Annotated in this window: 22 protein-coding genes and 3 pseudogenes; 9 read left to right on the top strand and 16 right to left on the bottom strand. The window is 56.6% G+C overall.

Translation table 11 applies throughout. From position 1 onward, the window contains the following. The first annotated feature begins 22 nt into the window (after positions 1-22). Positions 23-637 carry a recombinase family protein gene (locus ABLV49_RS25110; protein WP_349283304.1) on the top strand — a complete coding sequence of 205 codons (615 nt, stop codon included), beginning with the start codon at positions 23-25 and terminating at the stop codon, positions 635-637. Between the two features lie 124 nt (positions 638-761). Further along, positions 762-896: pseudogene (locus ABLV49_RS26170) on the top strand (IS701 family transposase); the annotation flags it as partial. A gap of 36 nt (positions 897-932) precedes the next feature. Here the strand turns inward: ABLV49_RS26170 and bktB are convergent. The 7 genes and pseudogenes from bktB to ABLV49_RS25075 form a co-directional block, all read right to left on the bottom strand. Next, complete coding sequence (gene bktB / locus ABLV49_RS25105) at positions 933-2,117, bottom strand: beta-ketothiolase BktB (RefSeq protein WP_349283302.1); 1,185 nt, start codon at positions 2,115-2,117, stop codon at positions 933-935. A 125-nt stretch (positions 2,118-2,242) separates the two neighbouring features. Continuing rightward, positions 2,243-2,558: pseudogene (locus tag ABLV49_RS26165) on the bottom strand (phosphotransferase family protein); the annotation flags it as partial. 13 nt (positions 2,559-2,571) lie between these two features. Continuing rightward, complete coding sequence (locus ABLV49_RS25095) at positions 2,572-2,955, bottom strand: Zn-ribbon domain-containing OB-fold protein (protein WP_349283298.1); 384 nt, start codon at positions 2,953-2,955, stop codon at positions 2,572-2,574. A gap of 9 nt (positions 2,956-2,964) precedes the next feature. Then, complete coding sequence (locus ABLV49_RS25090; RefSeq protein ID WP_349283296.1) at positions 2,965-4,131, bottom strand: thiolase family protein; 1,167 nt, start codon at positions 4,129-4,131, stop codon at positions 2,965-2,967. 421 nt (positions 4,132-4,552) lie between these two features. Then, positions 4,553-6,091: a class I adenylate-forming enzyme family protein gene (locus tag ABLV49_RS25085; RefSeq protein WP_349283294.1), complete on the bottom strand. Its 1,539-nt coding sequence runs from the start codon at positions 6,089-6,091 to the stop codon at positions 4,553-4,555. Between the two features lie 237 nt (positions 6,092-6,328). Further along, positions 6,329-6,541, bottom strand: coding sequence for a hypothetical protein (locus tag ABLV49_RS25080; protein ID WP_349283292.1), 213 nt, complete (start codon positions 6,539-6,541; stop codon positions 6,329-6,331). 44 nt (positions 6,542-6,585) lie between these two features. Next, positions 6,586-6,987, bottom strand: coding sequence for a hypothetical protein (locus ABLV49_RS25075; protein ID WP_349283290.1), 402 nt, complete (start codon positions 6,985-6,987; stop codon positions 6,586-6,588). 313 nt (positions 6,988-7,300) lie between these two features. Here ABLV49_RS25075 and ABLV49_RS25070 point away from each other — a divergent pair, with 313 nt between their 5' ends. Continuing rightward, the gene (locus ABLV49_RS25070; RefSeq protein ID WP_349283288.1) at positions 7,301-8,986 is read left to right on the top strand and encodes an AMP-binding protein; all 1,686 of its coding nucleotides are present in this window, start codon (positions 7,301-7,303) and stop codon (positions 8,984-8,986) included. A gap of 148 nt (positions 8,987-9,134) precedes the next feature. On the opposite strand, the gene ABLV49_RS25065 is transcribed toward ABLV49_RS25070, so the two are convergent. The 3 genes from ABLV49_RS25065 to ABLV49_RS25055 form a co-directional block, all read right to left on the bottom strand. After that, positions 9,135-10,382, bottom strand: coding sequence for an ABC transporter substrate-binding protein (locus tag ABLV49_RS25065; RefSeq protein ID WP_349283287.1), 1,248 nt, complete (start codon positions 10,380-10,382; stop codon positions 9,135-9,137). 382 nt (positions 10,383-10,764) lie between these two features. Next, a complete protein-coding gene (locus tag ABLV49_RS25060; RefSeq protein WP_349283285.1) occupies positions 10,765-11,574 on the bottom strand; it encodes an enoyl-CoA hydratase-related protein in 810 nt (269 codons plus the stop codon). Positions 11,575-11,618: 44 nt separating this feature from the next. Beyond that, positions 11,619-12,020 (bottom strand): hypothetical protein, encoded by a 402-nt coding sequence (locus ABLV49_RS25055; RefSeq protein ID WP_349283283.1) that lies wholly within the window; start codon positions 12,018-12,020, stop codon positions 11,619-11,621. Between the two features lie 217 nt (positions 12,021-12,237). On the opposite strand from ABLV49_RS25055, the gene ABLV49_RS25050 reads away from it, so the two are divergent. From ABLV49_RS25050 to ABLV49_RS25030, 5 genes are all read left to right on the top strand, one after another. Continuing rightward, positions 12,238-13,404, top strand: a complete 1,167-nt coding sequence (locus ABLV49_RS25050) for an acyl-CoA dehydrogenase family protein (protein ID WP_349283359.1) — start codon at positions 12,238-12,240, stop codon at positions 13,402-13,404. Between the two features lie 15 nt (positions 13,405-13,419). Beyond that, positions 13,420-15,288, top strand: coding sequence for an acyclic terpene utilization AtuA family protein (locus ABLV49_RS25045; protein WP_349283282.1), 1,869 nt, complete (start codon positions 13,420-13,422; stop codon positions 15,286-15,288). An 83-nt stretch (positions 15,289-15,371) separates the two neighbouring features. After that, positions 15,372-16,142 (top strand): GntR family transcriptional regulator, encoded by a 771-nt coding sequence (locus ABLV49_RS25040; protein WP_349283280.1) that lies wholly within the window; start codon positions 15,372-15,374, stop codon positions 16,140-16,142. 52 nt (positions 16,143-16,194) lie between these two features. Then, a complete protein-coding gene (locus ABLV49_RS25035) occupies positions 16,195-16,686 on the top strand; it encodes an acyl-CoA dehydrogenase family protein (RefSeq protein ID WP_349283278.1) in 492 nt (163 codons plus the stop codon). Then, positions 16,676-17,932, top strand: coding sequence for an acetyl-CoA hydrolase/transferase family protein (locus ABLV49_RS25030; protein WP_349283276.1), 1,257 nt, complete (start codon positions 16,676-16,678; stop codon positions 17,930-17,932). The genes ABLV49_RS25035 and ABLV49_RS25030 overlap by 11 nt, the downstream gene beginning before the upstream one ends. Before the next feature lie 29 nt (positions 17,933-17,961). Here ABLV49_RS25030 and ABLV49_RS25025 read toward each other — a convergent pair whose 3' ends face one another. From ABLV49_RS25025 to ABLV49_RS25005, 5 genes are all read right to left on the bottom strand, one after another. After that, positions 17,962-18,849: an alpha/beta fold hydrolase gene (locus tag ABLV49_RS25025; RefSeq protein ID WP_349283274.1), complete on the bottom strand. Its 888-nt coding sequence runs from the start codon at positions 18,847-18,849 to the stop codon at positions 17,962-17,964. 278 nt (positions 18,850-19,127) lie between these two features. Beyond that, complete coding sequence (gene can / locus ABLV49_RS25020; protein ID WP_349283273.1) at positions 19,128-19,823, bottom strand: carbonate dehydratase; 696 nt, start codon at positions 19,821-19,823, stop codon at positions 19,128-19,130. A 52-nt stretch (positions 19,824-19,875) separates the two neighbouring features. Further along, positions 19,876-20,256 (bottom strand): aspartate 1-decarboxylase, encoded by a 381-nt coding sequence (gene panD / locus ABLV49_RS25015; RefSeq protein ID WP_349283271.1) that lies wholly within the window; start codon positions 20,254-20,256, stop codon positions 19,876-19,878. A gap of 208 nt (positions 20,257-20,464) precedes the next feature. Beyond that, positions 20,465-21,397, bottom strand: a complete 933-nt coding sequence (locus ABLV49_RS25010) for an electron transfer flavoprotein subunit alpha/FixB family protein (protein WP_349283270.1) — start codon at positions 21,395-21,397, stop codon at positions 20,465-20,467. A 22-nt stretch (positions 21,398-21,419) separates the two neighbouring features. Further along, positions 21,420-22,169, bottom strand: a complete 750-nt coding sequence (locus tag ABLV49_RS25005) for an electron transfer flavoprotein subunit beta/FixA family protein (RefSeq protein WP_349283268.1) — start codon at positions 22,167-22,169, stop codon at positions 21,420-21,422. A gap of 77 nt (positions 22,170-22,246) precedes the next feature. On the opposite strand from ABLV49_RS25005, the pseudogene ABLV49_RS25000 reads away from it, so the two are divergent. Beyond that, positions 22,247-22,426 (top strand): annotated as a pseudogene (locus tag ABLV49_RS25000) (IS3 family transposase); the annotation flags it as partial. A gap of 197 nt (positions 22,427-22,623) precedes the next feature. Here the strand turns inward: ABLV49_RS25000 and ABLV49_RS24995 are convergent. Beyond that, complete coding sequence (locus ABLV49_RS24995) at positions 22,624-23,745, bottom strand: porin (RefSeq protein WP_349283266.1); 1,122 nt, start codon at positions 23,743-23,745, stop codon at positions 22,624-22,626. Positions 23,746-24,311: the final 566 nt, after the last annotated feature.

The raw sequence follows: 24,311 nt of genomic DNA, 5'->3' as shown, positions 1-24,311 counted from the left end.
TGGTTTTGCGCGAAGGATTCAATTGGGACAGCGAGCGGCCATTTACTGCCGGGTTTCCACGGCCGACCAGACCTGCGGGCGCCAGGAGGCCGATCTGCTGGCGTTTGCCGTGAAGGCGGGCTTTGACGTCGTGGGGGTCTGGAAGGAAACGGCCTCGGGCGCCAGGGATGATCGCGCCCAGCGCAAGAAGGTCATGGCGCTGGCCCAGGCGCGCGATGTCGATGTGGTCCTGGTCACCGAGCTGACCCGCTGGGGCCGCTCGACGATCGATCTGTTTCACACGCTGGGCGAACTCCAGGCGTGGGGCATTTCGCTGATTGCCCAGACAGGCCTGCAGTTCGATCTGGGCACGCCGCAAGGCAAGCTCATCGCCTCGCTCATGTCCGTCCTGGCCGAATTCGAGCGGGATCTGCTGCGCGAGCGCGTGCGCTCAGGCATTGCGGCGGCGCAAGCGCGCGGCGTGCGCTTCGGGCGCCAGCCCGGCCAGCGCGTCAAGGCCGATCGCCATCAAAAGCGTGCGCTTGAACTGGTGGCTGCCGGGCAGTCGTACCGGGAGGTCGGACTGCGCCTGGGCATCAGCAAGAACACGGTGCTGGCCATCGTCAAGCGCCACCGCGCAGAGCAGGCTGGGCCTTAGCGCTCAGCAGTCCGGCCGAGTCACGACTGCGGCTTACAGTCGTGCCACACAGGCACTTTTACCAATCAGAACAACAGCTTGGCTTGAAAAGCGCCGGATTTCGTCGGAATCCCGGCCGACCCTCATTTACGCGGTGTTCAAGCTCCAGTGCTTGAGCATCAAGACCAGGATCAACCCCTTTGCCCTGAGGCTCAAGCTTCTCATCAACGCATCGCGCAGTGCCTATGCTGAACTTCAGCAATGGCAGGCGGCTGCGTAAGGTCAGTAAGTAAGCAATCGCCGACTTGGATTGCACTCACAAACGCTCAAAAATCGCGGCGATTCCCTGCCCGCCACCAATACACATCGTCACCAGCGCGTAGCGACCTCCAATTCGCTGTAATTCATAGATTGCCTTGACGGTAATCAGCGCACCTGTGGCACCAACAGGATGACCTAGCGAAATGCCCGAGCCGTTGGGGTTGACCTTGGCCGGGTCCAGCCCGAGGTCACGGCTGACGGCGCAGGCCTGGGCGGCAAAGGCTTCATTGGCCTCGATCACATCCAGGTCATTGACCGTGAGGCCGGCTTTCTTCAACGCCAGCTGCGTGGCGGGCACCGGGCCGATGCCCATGTATTTCGGGTCCACGCCAGCGTGCGCATAGGCGACCAGGCGTGCCAGCGGTTTGAGACCGCGCGCCTTGGCCACGCCGGCTTCCATCAGCACCACGGCCGCAGCGGCGTCGTTGATGCCCGAGGCGTTGCCAGCGGTGACGGTGCCGTTTTCCTTGATGAACACGGGCTTGAGCTTGGCCATGTCGGCCATCGTGCAGTTCGGGCGGTAATGCTCATCCAGGTCATAGGCGACCTCGCCCTTGCGGCTCTTGAGCATGACCGGGACGATCTGGTCCTTGAAATAGCTGGCTTCAATCGCCTTCTGGGCGCGGTTGTGGCTTTCAACGGCCAGCGCATCCTGGTCTTCACGCGTGATGCCCCATTTGGCGGCGATGTTCTCGGCGGTCACGCCCATGTGGACGGTGTGAAACGGGTCATGCAGCGCGCCGACCACCATGTCGATCATCTTGGTGTCGCCCATGCGCGCGCCGAAGCGCGTGGCCAGGCTGGCATAGGGGCCGCGGCTCATGTTCTCGGCGCCGCCGCCGATGGCGATGTCGGCATCACCCAGCAGGATCGACTGGCTGGCCGAGATGATGGCCTGCAGGCCGGAGCCGCACAGGCGGTTGACGTTGAAAGCGGGCGTGCCCTCGGCGCAGCCGCCGTTGATGGCCGCCACGCGCGACAAATACATGTCCTTGGGCTCGGTGTTGACGACATGGCCGAACACCACATGGCCGACATCCTTGCCCTCGACGCCGGCGCGCGCCAGCGACTCGCGCACCACCAGCGCGGCCAGTTCGGTGGGCGGCGTGTCCTTGAGGCTGCCGCCAAAGGTACCAATGGCGGTGCGCACACCGCTGACAACGACTACTTCTCTATTCATCACAATCTCCACTCTTTTAAAAAAATTAAGATACGAACTACTCAAAGACAGCGTTCAAAGATTCGGCAAACGGTTTCCATCAATCGACATGTGAACTGGTATGCTGGCTTGGACAGCAAATATCCCTATTTCCTTGCCGCATATCTTTGAGCTAATTTCCGGCCAATTTCCGATAACGGAATAGCCTTGTAGCCGGTTTCCACTGAGTCATCAGTTGCGGCATTGACATCGGCGGCGCGCTGTGCAATGCCGAGCAGGATGGCCGCCATCAGAAACAGGTGTTGTAGGCGAGATAGAAATCCCAATGCTCTGACGGGTTCCGCCCGGTCGCTTTCGCGTAAATCGCCACGTACTCTGCTTCGCTGGGGATGCCTGGTGCTGCCAGATGGAGCCCGGCGATGCCGCGCCACAGCGCGGGAGAATGCGCCAGGACATGCACTGGGTGAAATTCATTCTACTTTTGTCGCAGATTGAACACCCAATGCCATCCTCCTTCATCACAAGCCGCTGTCAGCGTGACATCGTCACCAATAATCGGCTGCGCACCCGAACCAGCCTGCAGTCGTGCCGGGATCCTGACAGTAGGCGCCTCCGCCATCTCCACAAGGCCGACCACGTAAGGGACGGCAATGTCAAAGTTGGTAAATCGACGGTGAACCCTGGTCCAACTGAATAGGGTGCCGATCAATTCAACCTCGTTCCAGAAAAAATCCGTGCTTTGACAAGAACGACAGGCCGGCAAGGGATACCAATTCCATGATCGGCAGTGCTGACAAGTCGGAATTTGCAAAATACCTTTTTGCAGGTTTTCGCTCCACACGTTTTCTAGATCACGCATAAGCTATCCTTATCCATCCATCCGTCCGAAGATCAGTGCGGTGTATTGGCGGCCAGGCCCTGCACCCACAAATGCTGTACGCGCAGCGCGAACTTGCCTTTCACCAGCTTCGTGGCGCAACTGGCGGATTGCCTCTACTACATGCCCAGCGCCGAGCAGGTAGCCGTGGCCCATCAGCCCACCGTGGGTATTCGTAGGCAGTCTGCCATCGAATCGCAATGCGCCGTTCGCGCACAAGTACCGCCCTTCACCCGGCTCGCACAGTCCGATCGCCTCAAGTTGCAGTACAACCGCAATGGAAAAGCAGTCATAGATTTCGTAGACATCAATATCTTGCGGAGTGAGCGAGGCCGCTTGAAAGGCCCTGCCAGATGCCCGAGATGCAGCAGGCAAGCGCGGGAGCCAAGGGCTCTGGGTGTAGAAGTCCATGTCGGGGATGGATTCCATGTCATAGGCCCACCCCTCCAAGGTCACCGGCACGTTGCGCACCTTGGTCTTATCCCGTCTGGATATGATGATTGCTACCGCGCCATCACTTAGCAAACTACAGTCCGCCGATCTCAAAGGCTCCGCTATGAACGCTTTGTTAAGATACTCTTCCTTGCTCAGCACCCTGCCATTTTGGGCGCAAGGATTGCGCGACGCATTCACCAACGTGGACTCCACGACGCTCCAGAGCATATCCTGTAATTCGCTGTCAGAAAGGTTATAGACATACTGGTAGCGCATGGCCGCCGCCGCGAAATACAACGGTGCTCCCGCAAAACCCGCCGGATGTTCCACCAACTTTTTCGCCGGCATGCGCTCGTGATACTCGGTTGGTCCACTTGGCGTCGTGCCCCAGTCGACTCCGAAGTAGACCAAGCAATGATCCGCCTTGTTGTTGGAAACTAACTCAAATGCCGTGCCTACCGCCGACAAAATACCCGCCCCAACGGGCGTAGATTGCAACGCCATCCGGACGTTTATGAGACCTGCGGCAGCCCCAATGCGATCCAGCGGCGCCATCGAGGGCGTCAGACTGCTTTCAGTGACAACGGCATCAATGTCGTAGCCTCGAAGGCCTGCGTCCGCCAAAGCTCCAGAAATCGCACTCAGTATCAGCGTTTCGACGCTCTTGCCGGACCTCCGGGACGGCGATACTTCACCAATACCAGATACAACGGCTACCGACATCCGAAACCTCCAAATACCATTTTTCCAAGCATGCGGTGACGTGCGAAATGCCATGACCTAACTTTGGACCGATTCATAGTTTTTATGATAAAAACTGTTACTGCTCCACGTGATATTCGGGTCGTTAAAACCAGTGTAGGCACAATGATAAGTTGTGGAAACATATAGCTGTCTGACGATCCTAGATCATGGCTAACCACAAAATTATTTGTTTTCAATTCTGATCGCTGCAGTCTTCTGAACCCTTGCATCCATGGCTGTACGTTAGCACTACGTTGATTGCCCGAATTCAGTCCGCCGACTTTCCGATGTCCCCATCCTGGATCCCGATCCGGCCCACAACTCATTTCTGAACTCATTGAGGAATATCGTCCCAGCCGGGGTACGCGGAAGGGGCTGATCGCGGAAGACGACATTCGCATTAGCTACCCCCCATCGTGAATCCCGACCCGCTCCAGAACTCTTTTCTGACCTCATTACGACGAATTTTACCAACCGGCGTACGCGGCAGGAGTTGCTCACGGAAGACGACAATGGAGGGCCGCTTCAGCTTCCCGAGCCGCTTCTCGCAGGTTTCTATCACTTCGCTTTCCTGAAGGCTGGCACCTTCGTGTAACACGATAACGGCGGCCGGCGTTTCGCCAAAACGTTTGTGTGGCGCCCGCACTACTACGACTTCACGTACCTGTGGAAGGTCACCGATAACGAGCTCAAGCTCTGCCGGCCAAATATTGAAGCCGCCGGAGATGATCAGGTCATCCTTGCGGTCCGAGAGGTACAGGTAACCGTTTTCGTCGATCCGACCGACGTCGCCGGTTAGGATCCAACCGTCGACAATCCGCTGCTTGGTCAATTCTGGCGCATCCCAGATTTCGCTGATTTGACCATCTGTCTGGAGAGCAAGTTCACCGACTGCACCCGCCTCTACCGGCTGATTATTCTCATCGCGGATTTCAACTCGGGCAAACGGCATGATCTTGCCAGCTGCCACGAGCGGTTCAGATCCCGCTATGTTGCTGAACCACTCCCTTGAAGTCATCCAGACCACGGGCGTGGCTTCGGTTTGTCCATACATCTGATGGAGCACGTCGCCAAACACTCTGCGCGCCTTGAGAGCTGTCTGAGGAAGCATCGGAGATCCGCCAATCACAATTGCCTTTAGCTTCGTGAAATCTCGATTCAGGTTATCGGCTTCCGCGACGAGGTCGCTAATGATGGTTGGGACGGCAAACATATAACCGCCGTGCTCCGACAACAGATCAAGCACGCGTCCTACCTCGAATTTTGATTCGAGAATGTTATAGCCACCGGAGATCCACAGTGGCAAAAAGAGAAAACCTGAGCCGTGTGAGATCGGACCGACGTGAACGCAACAATCGCCTTCCTCCATGGTTGGAAGCCGATAAGTCCAGTCACGCTCCATATTCATCCATGCGCGGTGAGTAAAACCCATGCCCTTGGGTAGACCCGTGGTTCCGCCAGAGTGGCGGATCACGTGGTAGTCATCCAGGGCGATCTCGGGATTGGGATCCCGGTTATCGTGCGAAGCCAGCCAACTCTCGTAATTCTCATCCCGGATGATGATGTGCTGAAGACTGGGAACGGCTTCCTTGATACCCGCGACTTCGTGCAAATGTTTTGCATCCACAACCAAGGCCTTGCAGCCTGTGTTTCGGATCATGTGGGCATGGGCTTCGGGCGCGTTTTTCTTGTACAGCGGAACACGGATGAAGTTGCCGATCGTAGTTCCGATCAGAAAATCAGAGGCTTCCAGACAGTTCTCTTCCAAGACTGCCACTTTGTCCTTAGGCTTAAGCCCGAGATCCAAAAGTGCATTTGCGAGGCGAAGCCCACGATCCCATGCCTCGCCAAAGGTCAAGTGGCGATCGCCGCTGATAATTGCGAGTTTGTCCCGATGCCAATTTGCAGAACGTCGCATTGAATCACGCACATTAATCATATTCACTCCTTGGTTTAGGTAATTTAGGTGGAATTATTCCGAAATCGATAGCCCCATTAGAAATGAGCCAAACGGAAATCAGTCGCATCCCAGCATGCCGAAGAATCTTCGTTGCATTGCGTACTGACTGGCTCAACCATTAATGTCAGCATCACAAGTCAACATCAGCGTTGACCATCTTATGAACTCATAGGTTTCCAGTCTAGAGAGATCATTCTGTTTACGGTAGACGAATTTTCAATTGATCGAGAATTCGCCATCAACTGGCACGCAACACCTATTCACGTAGCTCGCCAGGTCCGAGGCTAAAAATGCCACTATCAGCACCCCTTCGGTCAGTGCATTACGCCGATGGGGGCGATTGATCGTGAGGCGCACGACTTCGCCCTTGCGATCGACCAGCAGTTCATCAGTTGCTGGGTTTGTAGATGTTGTCTCGGTTGTGTTCAAGGTTGCTCCGTTTTGGCTGGATGTTTGTAATAGTCGCGCTTATGTCAGCGTAGGTCCGACAGGTGGATTGGAACTCCCATCACCACCTTGAGAAGCGGCGACATGACCCGAAGAGATTGGCTAAGCAGCGAAAAACCGCGCGATTCGAGTTCAGCCTGTGCCCGCCCAAAGATCATGTCGCGATCGGCGGCACCAGAGGAAAGCAACCGCCCCACCAATGGCTTGGGCGGACTGATCTCATCCAGCAGCTTGAGCAGACCGTTGACAGCGCTGGCAAGCGAAGTCGCTGACAGCGCGAAGTACATGAGGATGGTGTTGACGTCAGGTCTTGTCGCACGGTCAACCATGAGTCGGCCAAGATATTCAAAAATGAAGCCAGAACTGCAGCCCGAGGCGTCCACAATTTGCTGACGCTTCGGATTCAGATCGAAGGTGAAGTTGAGCATCTTTTAATTCTTCCGCCTCAGGAAAATGTAATTAAAGAAAGTCTAAATACAGGATATTAGGCATGTACTGTAGCAGTGCTAGTTGGCGTAGTCAATTCAAATTTACAAAAACAAAGACTATTGACAGTACAACAAGACATACATAAAATTAAAAAATACGGCATCTACTCTGATGAATAGCGCATGCAACAGCAACGAAATGGGGTGTTGAAATGAGGAAACTTGACCTGAGTCCTGAACGGAAAAAATGCAGCAAGCACTCGACTGCAAGCCTGCGAGCGTGCGCAGCAGTAGCCTGAAGAGGAGACAACAGATGGACTACTTGAACAGGATGGCTCCTTCGGAAGTCCTGACGCACCGGCTGCTCGAGCGCCGCGCGGCCGAGGCGCCGGATGCCTTGTTTTTCAGCTTTCAGAACGAGTCTTTCACACTCGGCCATTGCAACCGGATGGCGAACCGCATGGCTCGCAATCTTCAGGAAGCCGGCATCACGACCGGGACGCATGTCGCCGTCTTCATGGATACCTCGGCTGAATACATGTACCTGTGGATGGCGCTGTCGAAGGTCGGTGCTGTCGAGGTGCCGATCAACACCGCCTATCGCGGAGACGTTCTGAAGCACGTCCTCCATACCTGCCAGGCCACGGCTTGCATCCTCGATGACAGGTTCATCGACACCGTCGATGAGGCATCCTTCGGCTTTGCTCAATTCAAACAGGTTTTCGCAGCGCCTGGACGTGCATCGGCGCTGCCCCCGCGTGGCCAGCACTTGGCAAGCCTGCTGGCGCCCAATGACGAGAGCAACCTCACTTTGCTTCCGCGTTATGACGATGTCACCTGCATCATCTTCACTTCCGGCACTACGGGGACATCCAAGGGCGTCATGCTATCCCATCATTGCCTCACGGGAGGCGGACTGATCTATGCGGAGATCAACGATCTTTGCAGTGATGACGTCCTCATGAACTTTCTCCCCTTCTTCCATTGTGCCGCCAAGTTCCTGACGATCGCGACACTGGCCTGTGGCGGACGCATGCTGCTGCAACCGCGTCTAAGCATCTCCACCTTTTGGCACGAGGTGCGAGCGCACGGTGTCACCAACTTCATGGGTGTGGGTGGCATCTGCAACATGCTGGTTTCCCGGCCCGAGATGGCCGACGATGCGAAGACTACGATCCGCACGATCTACGCGGTACCGGACCCCGCCGACATCCACAAGGAGCTGGAGCGCCGATTCGGTTGCACGGTCACTACGGTGTACGGTTCCACCGAAGGTGGCTTGTCCTTGTTCCGCAGCGTCAGTGACGCTTACCGGCCGAACTCCTGCGGACGCCCTGGTCCTTATTACGAAGTGCAGATCGTTGACGCTGACGACAACCCAGTGCCCGTGGGCACGTCAGGCGAAATTGTCGTGCGCCCCAAGCGTCCCTTCCTCATCGGTTCCGGCTATATCGGCATGCCAGAAAGAACCGTGAAAACGTGGCGGAACCTGTGGCTCCATACGGGCGACCGTGGCCATGCGGATGCCGACGGTTTTTATTACTTCGATGATCGTGTCAGCGATTCGATACGTCGCCGCGGAGAGAACATCTCATCCTTCGAGGTCGAGTCGCTCGTTTCGAAGCATCCCGCCGTTTCCGAGGCCGTGGCCGTCCCCACTGCCTCTGAAATCGGCGAGGACGAAGTCTGGGTACTGGTGGTCCCCCGCCAGGGCCAGACGATCGAACCTGAAGACCTGCTCGTGCACTGCTCGAGGTACATGCCGTACTTCATGATCCCGCGCTTCATCGAGATCGTGACCGATTTTCCGCGCACCTCGACGGCCAAGGTTGAGAAATTCAGGATACGCGCGTCCGGGCCTGATGCGAAGGCTTGGGACCGCGAGGCGCACGGCTGGAAGGTGACGAGGGAGGGCCTTTTCTCGATGGATGGTCAGCTCGTCGTCAGTTTTGGCTCCTCAAGGAGCAAGGCGCCATCTAACCTTTCCGCTAACGAATGAAAGCGACTTCCCACTTCCCGGTAGCGGCATCGAGTGCCAAGATTGGTGTGTTGTAAAGTCAATCTGCAACCAAAATAACCATCCCCCGGCAAAGCCGGGGGATGGTTATTTAAATAGAACAGACACTTGGCAGTCGCTCTCCCTCTGATTACTCAACCACGTATTTTTGGCCAGGCGTAGGAGGTTCCATGTATTCGCTTGAAGGCATGCGCACGACGTCAGCCACCTTGACGCCATCCTTTGCGCTTGCGTCCGCCCCGAAATTGATAAAGCACATCTGGCCCACGTAGGTGTGATCGGCCTTGCGGAAGACGATCGGTCCTGCAGCTCCCATCGCGTTGCCGACTTCTAATGCGGCGATCAGTGCCTTGGTCTCGAGGGAGTTGGCGGACTTGGCGGCTTGCGCAATCGCGATAACAGCGTCATGCGCCAGAGCGATAAAACCGTAGGGGTTGGCAGACCCCGTCCGCTCGGCGGCGAGCTTGTAGACCACCTGCGAGACCGGATTATTGTCGCCTTGCGGATACCAATAGTAGGGCGTCCAAACCGTCTTCGGGGCCGAGGACGCAATCGAGATCATCGAATTGAGGTTGGCGCCGACATCCGCAAAAGCCTGGACTTTCTGATCAAGACCGAATGCCTTTGCTTGCTTGTAGAAAGTAAGGCTATCCGAGCCGACGAGGGAATTCAGGATGCCGGTCGCTCCTGAATTCGCAAGCTGAGAGATTTGCGAGCGGAAATCACCTGCACCCGACTTAGTCAATACCATCGGCTGGATTTTGATGTCCACGCCTTTGCTTGCGTGAGTTGTCTTGAGCGACTTAAGGAAGATCGTCGACAAGTCGATGTTCGCCTGTTGATCGGAGCTGATCGCGACCCAGTTACGGACTTCGGGACTCTTCTGCGCCACGACGACTCCCAGTCCCTTGAATACCGGGATGGAAGTAAGCTGAAGCCGGAACACGTTCTCGTTATAAAGCTCGTGTGTGATGGCAAGGTTGTTAGGTCCGGCCGCGACCAGAATGTTGTCTGTACCCTTGAAAAGCGGCGCCAATGCAACAACGGTACCGGAAACTGGTCCGGCAATGAACAGTTTGACTCCTTCGGCCATAAGATCGCGATAGGCCGCGATGGTGCCATCTGCCGAGCCCTTATCGTCGCGAAGAACGATTTCGATTGGCCGCCCGTTCACGCCGCCCGCCGCATTGATCCGCTGCGCGGCAATTTCGGCACCGACCTTGTTGGCTTCCCCATAGATTTGGGCGAAGCCAGTCAGTTGCGTGATGACACCAATCCGGATTGGCTTGACCTGCGCTGAGACAGGACGGATTAGCGTCGTTGCCCCAACTAGTGCAGCAGCAATTTGTGCAGATACCTGACGTCGATTCATTTTCATGATTTGTCTCCTCTATGGTTATTACGGCATGACGTAAATGTTACTCGCACCTGATCAATTCCTTGGCCCGCATCTCACGGGCTTCACAATGCTTCATCCTTGCAACTCTTTTATGCTGAATTCAGCATAAAAAATATTATCAATATCCATGTTGACCAAAAATCTCAGCATGGATTTTTTCCCCCAAAAAAGACCCAGTCGTTGTCCCACGAGTTAAGAGCCTGGATATTGGTACCGGTTGAATATTGACCGCCCGTACGGATTGGGCTTTGACAACTTTTTAGAGAAACCCCGTGGTCAGTTCTGAAGCGGCACAGCTTGATTAGATGGTCAAATCACAGACGGCGAGAACAATGCTTGTCTCCTTGAATGGTTGCGCTCGCTATTTGCCTCGCCACTGTGGCGTTCTGCGTTCATTGAATGCCGCGAGACCTTCGCGTGCATCCTCTGTCTGGATCATTGCTGATATGGAGGTCTCTGTGAACGCCATCATTTCGTGAAAGGACATGGACTCCACAGCCCTCATTGCGTACTTGCCACGACGCACCGCCATCGGCGACACGGCAACGATCTCCGCCGCAAGTGCGTCAACGGCTTCGTCAAGTTCAGCTGCCGGTACCACTTTGTTGAGCAGGCCGATCGAGGCGGCCGTCTGCGCGTTGATTGGCCGCCCGGTTATACACATTTCGTTCAGGAATCGCGGTGGGATTAGGTCGCGCAGCATGGTGAGAATCTGCATTGGAAAGATGCCGATCTTGACCTCCGGCATTCCGAAACGTGCGTCTTCGACGGCTATTGCTATGTCGCACATTCCGAACAACCCCATACCGCCAGCTAGGCAAAGGCCATTGATGCGGCCAATGATGGGGGTGCGGCAGGCATGCACTACTCTGGCCAGATCCCCCATTGCAAGCGTGAGGCGTGAGAAGTCTGGTTGGAACGGCGTATCGCCAGGAGTCAGATCTGCACCGGCGCAAAATGCCTTGTCTCCCGCCCCAGTCAGCACGATCACACGTACAGAATGGTCGTTCGATGCTTCGGCGATTGCCTTGCCTAGCGCTATCAGCACTCCTTCGGTCAGTGCATTACGCCGATGGGGGCGATTGATCGTCAGGCGCACGACTTCGCCCTTGCGATCGACCAGCAGTTCATCAGTTGCTGGGTTTGTAGATGTTGTCTCGGTTGTGTTCAAGGTTGCTCCGTTTTGGCTGGATGTTTGTAATAGTCGCGCTTATGTCAGCGTAGGTCCGACAGGTGGATTGGAACTCCCATCACCACCTTGAGAAGCGGCGACATGACCCGAAGAGATTGGCTAAGCAGCGAAAAACCGCGCGATTCGAGTTCAGCCTGTGCCCGCCCAAAGATCATGTCGCGATCGGCGGCACCAGAGGAAAGCAACCGCCCCACCAATGGCTTGGGCGGACTGATCTCGTCCAGCAGCTTGAGCAGACCGTTGACAGCGCTGGCAAGTGAAGTTGCAGACAGCGCGAAGTACATGAGGATGGTGTTGACGTCAGGTCTTGTCGCACGGTCAACCATGAGTCGGCCAAGATATTCAAAAATGAAGCCAGAACTGCAGCCCGAGGCATCCACAATTTGCTGACGCTTCGGATTCAGATCGAAGTTGAGATTGAGCATCTTTTTTTTCTACTGCCTCAGGAAAATGTAAATAAGAAAGTCTAAATATAGGATATTAGGTAGGTACTGTAGCAGTGCGAATTGGCATCGTCAATACAATTTGACATAAAGAAAGACTATTGACGGAACAACAAGATGTGAATAAAATAAAAAAACGAGCCGTATCGTCCTCTGGTGAACGGCACACGCAACAGCAATGAAATGGAGTATTGAAATGATGGAGCTTGATCTGAGTCCTGAGCGGCAACAAATTAGGGATGCCGTTCAGGCTCTTTGCGACCGGTTCGGCGACGACTATTGGAGAGACAAAGATGAAACCCACTCTTTCCCGACGGAGTTTCATGCCGCCATTGCGGAAGCCGGCTGGCTCGGCATCACCATGCCGGTTGAGTATGGGGGAGCAGGACTGGGAATCACGGAGGCGGCTCTAATGATGCAGATCGTAGGCAATTCAGCTGGAACCCTTGCTGCATGCTCGACGATTCACATCAACATCTTTGCGCCGCATGCCATTGTGGTCCACGGGACCGCTGAACAGAAAGCTGCGATGCTCCCGCCCCTTATCAGCGGCCAGGATACTGCCTGCTTCGCGGTAACGGAGCCGGATGCCGGTCTCGACACGACAAGCATTACAACGCGCGCTTCGCGTCAGGGCGACGGCTACATCATCAGCGGCCGCAAGATGTGGATATCGACCGCGCAGCGAGCCAGGAAAATTATGCTGCTCGCGCGGACCACCCCGCTGGAGCAATGTGCCAAACGGACCGACGGCATGTCACTGTTTTACACTGACTTTGATCGTCGCTACATTGAGGCTCGCCAGATCCGCAAGATGGGAAGGGCTGCGGTTGATTCCAACGCAGTTTTCATTGATCAGTTACCTGTGCCGGAGCACCATCGACTGGGGAAAGAAGGTGACGGCTTTAGCATCTTGCTTGATGCCATCAACCCGGAACGCATATTGGTGGCAGCAGAGGCGATTGGTATTGGTCGAAGGGCATTGGCCAAGGCAACTGCGTACGCCAAAGAGCGCGTTGTGTTCGGTCGGCCAATCGGGAAAAACCAAGGCATTGCACATCCCTTGGCAAAAAATTGGATGGATCTGGAGGCCGCTGACATGCTGATGTGGCGAGCCGCTCAACTCTATGATGCCGGGCGCCCCTGCGGTGCGGAGGCGAATGCCGCCAAATACCTCGCGGCCGAAGCAGGCTTCAACGCCTGCGATCAGGCCGTCCGGACGCACGGAGGGATGGGTTATGCGGCCGAGTATGACGTGGAGAGATACTTCCGCGAGGTGATGGTTCCTAACATCGCCCCCGTCAGCCGCGAAATGATCCTCAATTACATCGGCGAGCGTGTGTTGGGGCTGCCAAGGTCATATTAATCATGACCTGGATAAATGAATTTGATCAAGCCTGATGCAGACAGCATGGACAGAACATACAAGGAAAGAGACATGAAATCCAGAAATACCTTACGCATCGGCGGCGCCAGTGCTTTTTGGGGCGACAGCAACAAGGGTGTCGAGCAATTGGTTCATGATGGCGATGTCGATGTTCTGGTGTTCGACTACCTCGCTGAATTGACGATGTCGATACTCGCGAGCGCAAAGTCAAAGAACCCCGATTTGGGATATGCAACAGACTTCGTTTCTGCACTCGCATCGGTCCTACCTACGATAGCCGCACGTAAAACGCTGGTTCTCAGCAACGCGGGAGGAATGAATCCTCAGGCATGTGCAAGAGCTTTGCGAAAGCTTGCTGATGCAGCAGGGGTTTCACTGCGTATTGCCGTAGTTGAAGGTGACGACTTGCTGCCAATCTGTAAGGAAATCCAGGCAGCAGGTGTAAGGGAAATGTTCTCCGGAACTGCCCTGCCCGATAACCTTACCAGTCTGAATGCGTATCTCGGTGCCTTTCCGATTGTAGAAGCCTTGAAGCATGGTGCCGATGTTGTAATTACAGGCCGCTGTGCGGACAGCGCACTTGCCCTCGCGGCGTTGATCCATCGCTTTGACTGGAGCGCGCAAGACTATGACCGTCTCGCCGCAGGCAGTCTTGTCGGCCACATCCTCGAATGCACCACACAAGCAACTGGTGGTCTGTTTACGGACTGGTGGCAAGTGCCGGGTTGGGACAACATGGGGTATCCGATTGCCGAATGCGACTCCGAAGGCTCTTTCGTCCTGAGCAAGCCCGTGGGAACAGGCGGACTGATCAAACCGCTGGTAGTGTCCGAACAAATGTTATACGAGATTACGGATCCCGCTAACTATCTCCTGCCTGATGTGAGCTGTGATTTCACTGGTGTCACCATCTTGGAAGCCGGCGATAACAAGGTGCGCGTGAGTGGTGCACGTGGTCACGCCCCGACACCTACTTACAAGGTTAGCGCGACTTGGCGTGATGGATACAGGCTGTCAACCAACCTGACAGTTGTCGGTGACAACGCTATTCAGAAAGCACAACGCGCCGCAGAGGCAATCGTCAAGCGTACGCGCAAACTCATCAAGGAGGACGGTCATGTTGACTACTCCGAAGTCAACATCGAAGTGTTGGGCAGCGAAATTCCATCGTATGGGGCGCAATCGCACGCAGATGCGCGTGAAGTGGTCGTCCGATTGTCTGCTCGACACTCCGACCCGGTGGCGCTTAGCATTCTTGGCCGAGAGGTTGCGCCCATGGGGACAGCCGGAGCTCCAGGGACGACCGGTTTCAGCGGCCGACCCAAAGCGCAGCCCGTATTCCGCCTGTTTTCGTTCCTGTGGGACAAGTCCAAAGTAGCCATATCAATAGAAATGGACAATGAACACTATCCAGTTGTGATTACCACAACCGGACAAGCCTGGGCCGTTGCCGCGGGGCAACGATATACCTCCGAAGTGCTACCTGTCGGCGAGCGCGTTGTGCTGCCCCTGTCAGCGCTCGCGGTAGCACGCAGCGGAGACAAAGGCGATGTTGCCCATGTCGCCATTATCGCCCGCAAGCCAAAATTTGCGGCACTTATTGGAGAGCAGATCACAGCAAACGCCGTCGGAAACTGGTTCACCCATTTGACCCGTGGGAGCGTAACCCGCTATGACGTACCCGGCGTGCATGCATTCAACTTTGTGCTCCAGGAAGCACTGGGGGGCGGTGGCGCGACATCTCTTCGCAATGATCCGCTGGGAAAGACTTTTGGCCAAGTCCTGCTGAGCCATCCTGTAACGGTGCCGCTGGGATGGGTCTCAGAAGCAGATACGGGATATCCCGGAAAACTGCCAGACTGAGCGATCGGACCAGATAATGGGAGTCGAAATGCAGCTTTGCGCACAGGGTCCGATCTGCGCAGGACAAGACGTATAGTTCTGCTATGCCTACACAACCCTACAAACAGTCAGCCGCAAAGTTTATCGCCGGAGCAACCACGCTTTATGCCCAGCTTGCAAGTGTGCTTCGCAGCAGGATATTGAATGGCGAGTGGCGATCAGGCGAAAACATTCCGAGCATTGATGAGTTGTGCAGCCAATATCGGCTTGGACGAATCACGGTGCGGCAGGCCCTACAAATTTTGTCCGGCGAAGGTCTACTGTCGAGCCAGCGCGGACGCCGGACGTTCGTCACCTATTCCGCGGGGAATCAGGGCGGCATGCCTATTTTCTCTTCCTTGGCGTCCGTAGAGACCAAAGTCCCAAACTATTCCATCCGGATTTTATCGCGTTCCAAAGTTGCAGATTTGCCAGTTTCTCGATGGGCTATTGGTAGGGATGAAGGGCCTTACATGCATATACGGAAGGTCGATCATGAAGGTGAACAACCGTACGGATTGTCCTCGATTTACCTGGTGGAGGACGTATATAAACGTTTCCCAAGAAATGCAGAAAGTCGTTCCAAACTGGCACAGCTAGTGCTGCAATTTAGCAAGCCAGCGCTTGCGACTGCACGTGAACGTCTCACCGTGGAGCCCGCTGACTATGAAGCAGCAGGCCACCTCGCGTATCCCATGGCAGCGCCCGTCGCGCGTGTTGAAAGAGTGTTCTGTGACACAGCTGGGCGAGTTCTGTATTACGGAACCACCATCTACCGGGGTGACCGCTTTTGTCTTGAGCGTGACCTTACCGAGTACCTGCGAAGCAAGAACTGAGAATTTACTCATAAGTCAGAAATTTGGTAAAGAATTTTTGGAATTTTAATAAATGTTTGTTCAAATTTACATGAAACCAGAGGCACGAAAATTGGCCCATAAAACGCTGGAAGAAATGCGCGTTATGGCGGTCAAGCGGATTAGTGAAGGTGAACACCCGACCGCCGTGGCAGTCTCTTTGGGCCGGCGGTGTTTGAACCGTCGGGACAGCCACTTTTTTTCCCGGCTTGGCGCGGCTGCGTTGAAGCAGATCCGCCAAAATTGCATGGACACCGGATATACCCGTGATGCGGTCGGTCAGGCCAGTGGGCCAAAAACCAACATGGCGAAGGACTCGGCAGGTGAAGTGGCTTTTCAAGAGGCCGACCGTGCCGTACAGACACATGGTTGCGTCGGCTACGCATCTGAGTCCCCTGTGGAGCGTAATTTCGGGGAGGCACGGCCATCGCGTATTGCATCAATCCCAGAGTACCTGATGTCGGCTACCTTCGTTGAACATGTCTTGGGATTGCTCCGTTCCTACGGTCGCTGCTATGGCCGCTGAAGCAATCGATTTCCTGCGTTTCCTCAAGAAGGGGGATGTTATATCCCTCGGGCAGGCATGCTCGGAAGCGCTCACGCTGACGCAACAACTGGCCGCTCAAAGTGCGGATATCTCCGGTGCGCTGGGACGACTCAAGATTTTTCTAGGCGGCAGTTTCTCGGGTGTGTTCACGCCGGATTTAGGAGCGCATTTCGATTTCGCCAGTTATGGCGCGATTGGCGATGGAGCGGCATTGGCCCGTGCCGGATACCTAGACGTATTCCCTATACACTATTCCCAATTGCCCCGCCTGTTGGCCGCAGGCCCACTACGCCCGGACGTAGTGCTGCTACAGATCAGCCCGCCCGATACGGCCGGCCGTCACAGTATGGGGATCGCCAGCGATTACCAACTCACCACTGCACGCAAAGCCCGGGTGGTCATTGCAGAGGTGAACGCGCTCGTGCCATGGACCTGCGCGCAAGTGCCGTCCGATCTGCGTATCGATCATTTCATTCACAGCGACGTAGCCATCGTCGAAGTGCCGAGCCCCTCTTCGGGCGCAACCGCCCAGCGCATTGCAGCCCACGTGGCAAGCCTAGTGCCCGATGGTGCGACGCTACAAATGGGCGTGGGCAGCGTCATGGACGCTGTATGTCGGGCATTGCATTCTCACCGGAATCTTGGTGTCCACAGCGGTATCATTGGTGACGGCATCGCTGACCTTATAGCTTCGGGCGTCGTCAACAACGCTCGCAAATCGCAATACGCCGGCATCACGGTGGCGGGTTCCCTGTTCGGCAGTCGACGTCTGTTCGATTTTGCCCACCTTAACCGTGCAATCCATCTCGTGGAGACAAATGTGACGCACAGTGCTCGATCGTTAGCTATGGTTAACGGCCTGTGTGCCATCAACTCGGCCACTGAGGTGGACTTGACCGGACAGATCAATGCGGAGGTCAGCTCAGGCGCCTATATCGGTGCAGTGGGTGGGCAGATGGACTTCCTTCGTGCAGCAGCCAATTCAGACGATGGCCTGTCCATCATCGCGTTGCCTTCCACAGCCGCAGGCGGCAAAATCAGCCGTATCGTCAACAGCTTGTCCGGTCCTGTGACCACGCCACGTGCTGATGTTGACTGCGTAGTGACGGAATGGGGTATTGCCCATCTGCGTGGGCTCAGCCTTCGTGAACGCGTGCCAGCAATGGCTGCGATCGCCCACCCGGACCACCGCGCCGCATTTTTGTCGCATGCAGTGCGAACATGAGCGGCTTGACCTGGCGCCGTTACAAGGTGTCAGAGTCGTTGACCACCGGGCGGTATCGCACGCCCCAGAAAATCAATTACGCTGGTGCCAAAAACATCGTTACGGTCTCCTGCGACCATGTGACCGGCACTTGTCACGTTGACGTACTCGCTGTGCGGACACAAGGCGAGGAAGTGCTGGGCGCCGGCTTCACTCAGCACGTCGGACAGGCCCCCGCGCACCAGCAAGGTCGGCAGGGTAAGGGCGCGCGCGCAGGCTTCCAGGCGCTTCTGGCGCCGCTCGAGGTCACGCGTACCAGCGCGATAACGCGGATCCCAATGCCAGCGGTATTTGCCGTCACTGCCCAGACGCACGTTCTTAGCCAGGCCATCGAGGCTTTTGGGACGCACGCGCTGCGGTTGATAGGTAGCGATCGCCTCGGCGACTTCTTCCAGAGAGCCAAAGCCTTCGGGCTTTTGGCTCATGAAGGCCTGAATGTTGTCGATTCCCTTCGTTTCAATGCGCGGCGCAATATCGACCATGATCAGGGCGCTGGCATCGACGTGGTCTTCGCCGACGGCGACCAGGCTGGTGCCGCCCCCCATTGAGGCGCCGACCAGGACCGGGCGGTGCTGGCCGAGCGCGGCGATCACACACTTGAGATCCTGGACCATCGCATCCTGCCCATACAGGCCATCGGGCGCCCAGTCCGAGTCGCCATGGCCGCGCGCATCGAAGGCGACCGCGTAATAACCGGCCGCGCCCAGCGCCTCGCCAGTGCCTTTCCAGGCATGACGGGTCTGGCCACCGCCATGCTGAAGCACCACCAGCGGACCGTCCGGGTTGCCCCATGCGTCGCCTGCGATGCCGATGCCGCTACTCCCCTGCCATCGGTACATCGGCTCGGGAGTGCCTGGAAGCCTTGTGCCTGCGGTCATGGTGTGATTCCTATGTCTCTATGTGGTTGACTATTTTTGATGTATTCACTTCGGAGGATGGAGTGATGGCGATGGCGATGGTAGCCGCTCGGCCACCTCCACCGCCGGCACATGGGTGCAGCTGGCCAGCATGCGCCATGCGTGTCCAGCCGCGCCTTGAGCGCGGAATTGATGCGCGCATCGGCGTGCGCCGAACAGGTTGACCCATTGCCGCTGTGCTTCTCCGTACCAGGTCTTGGTGCACTGTCCGCGCTTGACACCACTTCATCATCGATTCTTCAAATGTCCTCAAAGCGCTCATCGCCCGCCAACGGCTGCCTGGCCTTGAAGTGGGGGGTTGCCATGTCCTCAAGCGCCGCCTGGTACGCATTGTCCGCCGCAGGGGAGTTTGAAGCGGACAGCCCGAGCTCGGACAACAGGCCATCCTGCAGGCCATAGACCCAGCCGTGCACCGACAAGGGCTGGCCCCGCGCCCAGGCATCGCGCACGGTGTGCGTCTGGCACACGTTGTGGAATTGCTCGGCCACGTTGAGCTCGCACAACCTGTCGACCCAGTCGGCCGCTGGCAGCGCCATCAGCGTCCTCTGGTGTTTGGCATGAACAGCCTCTACGTGGCCCAGCCAGTTGTCGACAAGGCCCAGGCGCAGTCCCTCGACAGCTGCGCGGATGCCGCTGCAACCGTAGTGCCCGACCACCATGATGTGGCGCACCTTCAGGATGTCCACCGCGAACTGGATCACAGACAGGCAGTTCAGGTCGCTGCTGGCCACCACATTGGCAATGTTTCTGTGGGTGAAGACCTCGCCCGGGGCGAGATCGAGAATCTGGTTTGAGGGCACGCGGCTGTCCGAGCAGCCGATCCAGAGGTAGGCGGGCTTTTGCTGGCGCGCCAGGCGCGCAAAGAAATCGGCATCGCCGCAGCACATGCGGCTCGACCAGGCCCGGTTGCGGGCGAGCAGCGATTCGACCGTCATCGCCCGGCCAGCTTGAAATCCGAGCCTGGCATCCATCCGTCCTTGAGCGGCATCACAGCCGCTGCGTTGGCACCTTGTGGCGCAACTCGGTCTGGCGGTTGTTGTCGTCCACGAACACCAGCTGGGGGCTATGCGTGGCCGCCTGGTCGTCGTGCACCTGGGCAAAGGCGGCAATGATGATCAGATCGCCATTGGAAGCGCGGCGCGCGGCCGAGCCGTTGACCGAAATCATGCCCGAGCCGCGCTCGCCCTTGATGGCATAGGTGATGAAGCGCTCGCCGTTGTTGATGTTCCAGATGTGGATCTGCTCGTTCTCGGCGATGTTGGCCGCGTCGAGCAGGTTCTCGTCAATGGCGCACGAGCCTTCGTAGTGCAGTTTGCAGTGGGTCACTGCGACACGGTGGATCTTGGATTTGAGCAGGGTTCGGAGCATGGTGGGTCGGCTTTGTTGGTCAAGGGTTCAATCTGACAAGTTGACGGCTGCCTGGCATAAAACGCGGCTGTTCCGCGCCCTTCAGTCCAGTCAGGATCATTCAAAAAGTGTGCGTTCTGGGCGCCTTGCCGGGCTCGAAGCTCCTGCAGGCATTGACGTAGAAAGGCCATGGACTTCTTTTCAAATACGTTCAAGTCGACTGCACGAACTACAGCGCAGCAATCAGTTCCGGCACGGCGGTGAACAGGTCGGCCTCCAGGCCGTAATCCGCCATGCTGAAGATCGGCGCCTCGGCGTCCTTGTTGATCGCCACGATCACCTTGGAGTCCTTCATGCCGGCCAGATGCTGGATGGCGCCCGAAATGCCGATGGCCACGTACAGCTGCGGCGCGACGATCTTGCCCGTCTGCCCGACCTGCCAGTCGTTGGGCGCGTAACCGGCATCGACGGCCGCGCGGCTGGCGCCCAGGGCGGCGCCCAGCTTGTCGGCCAGCGGCTCGAGCACTTCATGGAACTTCTCGCTCGAGCCCAGCGCCCGGCCGCCGGAGACGATGACCTTGGCCGCCGTCAGCTCGGGCCGGTCGCTCCTGGCGATCTCGGAGCCCACGAAGCTGGACTTGCCGCTGTCGGCGACGCCCGCCAGGGTTTCAATCGCTGCCGCGCCGCCCGTGCTGGCTGCCGCATCAAAGCCGGTCGTGCGAACGGTGATGACCTTGGTGGCATCCAGGCTTTGCACGATGGCAATGGCGTTGCCCGCGTAGATCGGGCGCTCGAAGGTATCGACCGCATCGACCTTGGTGATGTCGGAGATCTGCGCCACGTCGAGCAGCGCGGCGACGCGTGGGGCGATGTTCTTGCCCGAGGCCGTGGCCGGGAACAGGAGGTGCGAGTAGGCGCTGGCGATGGAAACCACCTGCGCGGCCATGTTTTCCGCCAGGCCGTGCTCAAAGTGCGCGCCATCGACATGGATGACTTTGCTCACGCCGGCGATCTGGGAGGCGGCTTGCGCTGCGGCGGCGGCATCCTTGCCGGCCACCAGCACATGCACCTCGCCGCCGCACTGGCTGGCCGCCGTCACGGTGTTCAATGTAGCGGGGCGGATGCTCGCGTTGTCGTGTTCGGCAATGACTAAAGAGGTCATGGTTTGTTGGCTCCGTTCTGATTTAGATGACTTTGGCTTCGTTCTTGAGCTTGTCCACCAGCGCGGCCACGTCGGCGACCTTGATGCCGGCGCTGCGCTTGGGCGGCTCGCTGACCTTCAGGGTCTTGATGCGCGGCTTGACATCGACGCCGAGCTCGTCGGGCTTGACGTTTTCCAGCGGCTTTTTCTTGGCCTTCATGATGTTGGGTAGCGTGACGTAGCGCGGCTCGTTCAGGCGCAGGTCGGTGGTGATGATCGCCGGCAGCGTGAGGGAAAGGGTTTCCAGGCCGCCATCGACTTCGCGCGTGACCTTGGCCACGCCGTCAGCCACTTCGACCTTGGAGGCAAACGTGGCCTGCCCCCAGCCCAGCAGGGCCGCCAGCATCTGGCCGGTCTGGTTGCAGTCGTCATCAATGGCCTGCTTGCCCAGGATGACGAGCTGCGGGGCTTCTTTATCGACCAGGGCTTTGAGCAGCTTGGCCACGGCCAGCGGCTGCAGCTCTTCGCTGGTTTCGACCAGGATGGCGCGGTCCGCGCCGATGGCCATGGCGGTGCGCAGGGTTTCCTGGCACTGCAGAACGCCGCAGGAAACGGCGATGACTTCAGTCACCACGCCTTTTTCCTTCAGCCGAACGGCTTCCTCGATGGCGATCTCGTCGAACGGATTCATGCTCATCTTGACATTGGCGATGTCGACACCGCTGCCGTCGGATTTGACGCGGACTTTGACGTTGTAATCGACTACACGTTTGACGGGGACCAGGATCTTCATAAGTTTTCTATGGTTAAACGAATATTGATTGAAATCTGTACGACCTGGGACCATGCGAGCCATCAAGGACTACCTACTCTTATGACAACGCATTGGCTGAAACGATTAACGGCTTGTACAAAGCTGAAGCCATACACCGCAGTGCCCCATGAAAGACAAGAGAATCGGTTGAACGGGCGACCCTGGAATGGGTGGCCTCGTTCAATCATGTTCCACTGCTGGAGCCTATCGGCAACATTTCACCTGCAGAGGCCTAGAGGAATTACCATCAGCGACTCGCAAAGTCACGCAATAGCTCCGGGACTTCAAGCGATGGGCCTCCGAGATTTCCAGAGCGGTTCAAACACATTTTGTACAAGACCCAAAAACTTCACTTTTAGGGGGCAAGGTCACGCTGCAGCCATGCACTGGTCAGGCGTATAACCGCCACACGGGAAGTAGTTTTGGACGTGGATTAGAACGTGTGACGCATGCCTAAGCCAAACACGTCGTTTTTTGCAAGGCTGTCAAACCGCCTGGTCTGATTAAGCGCCGCGTAAGCTGTCGTACGCTTGCTCAGTGTGTACTCGACTTGCAGGCCCAAGCTTTGATTCTTGCCAAGGTCGTCGCCCTTGGCGTGAGCGTATTGGGCGACCAGAGTGGTGGCACCGAGGGGTGCTCGTATGCCAACTGCCCATTCGTTCTGTTTGGCCAGTCCGGTAAATTTGGCTTGGTTGTAAGCTAGGAATGCCTTAGCAAGGCCGAAATCATAGTTTCCACCAACGGCAGTATTCTTCAGATGAAACCCTTTGGCCAGTTCGTCGTCTTGGTGAACCAGCGCCACAGCAATCGGACCATTGACGTATGTAAGGCTAGCCGATCCATTCTTAGTGGCGCCAGTGGTCGCTGTCTTGTTTTCACCAAAACCGTATACCAAAACGCCTTGAAAACCACTGATATTGGGGGTTTCGTAACGAATGCTATTGTCAATACGGGGAACGTAGCCAGTCCAGGCACCCATACGAGCCACGGACCTCGCCAGAGCCGCAGCTGCAGCTGGAGCTCTGGCCACTTGATTGGCTGGCGTGGCAGCCTGGTTATAAGCCTGCAGGTCTTTCAACTGCGTCTCTGTAAAGTCGCCACCGTATCCGTTGGTCGCATCAAACGTGTAGGCGCTATTCTGTGCAGATAACACGGCACCCCGAACAGCGTCAAATGCACTGTAATGACGCCCCAGGGACAATCCGCCGAAATTGCCGCCAAGACCGACGAAGGCTTGACGACCGAATAGCAAAGCGCCCTGTTGTCCCGCACCTGTGTCTATGTTGAGGCCCGATTCCAGCGTGGCGAAAGCCTTCAGGCCGCCACCCAAATCTTCATTTGCACGGAGACCCCAACGGCTACCGCTCAGCCCGTTCGATTCAACCATGGTTTGACGCAGATTGCTAGCGACCAAATTGGCGCCAACAGCCGTCAAGGTGTTGGTCTTTTTGGACCCGACGAAGGCATCTGCAACGCCGTACAGTGTCACGGAAGATTGGGCCATAGCAAAGCATGGAGCTGTCAACACGGCCAGAGTGATGAGGGATTTTTTCATTGAGATTGTCTCTAAGGTTATACATTGGGTTCGGATACAAGTGCAGCTTCAAGCTTTTAGCTGTGCCACTTGCAAGAAACCGGGGTCAACTTTTTTAAGAATTGAGGCTTATTGCCGTCGGCTTTATTTATGGACCGCTCTGACCGATTCTGGAAACTAAAAAATCGGCATTTTGAAGACAGTGATCGATCCCTAAGTAGAAAGCGTCGCGATGAAATTGGGATATAGCTTCTGAGTAATTTCCTCCTATTTTTATATATATGTGAAGATGCCGTGACACGCTCAACGGGAACCAAGACTGTGACGGTACGACGCTGCGTCTTGATAGTTTGAGCCGTAGCTAACTGCCCCCCCAGATAGATCTGGCGGGATACGGCGTCAACGGACTCAATGAAGTGATACGGCCAAATACGGCCAAAGTTTGGTTTGGCGTGAAGGTCATTTTTGGCAAGAACCAGAGTGTTGGATCTTTCAGCAAGGATGAACAGATCCGATTCGCGTCCCAACAGATGGGTTGGGGTATTCAGTTCTCTCGAAGGCCAAGCGATATTTAACGTTGAGGTCCA

It is taken from the genome of Polaromonas hydrogenivorans, from assembly GCF_040105105.1.
GTDB lineage: Bacteria > Pseudomonadota > Gammaproteobacteria > Burkholderiales > Burkholderiaceae_C > Polaromonas > Polaromonas hydrogenivorans.
This window is presented reverse-complemented; position numbering and strand designations above follow the sequence as displayed.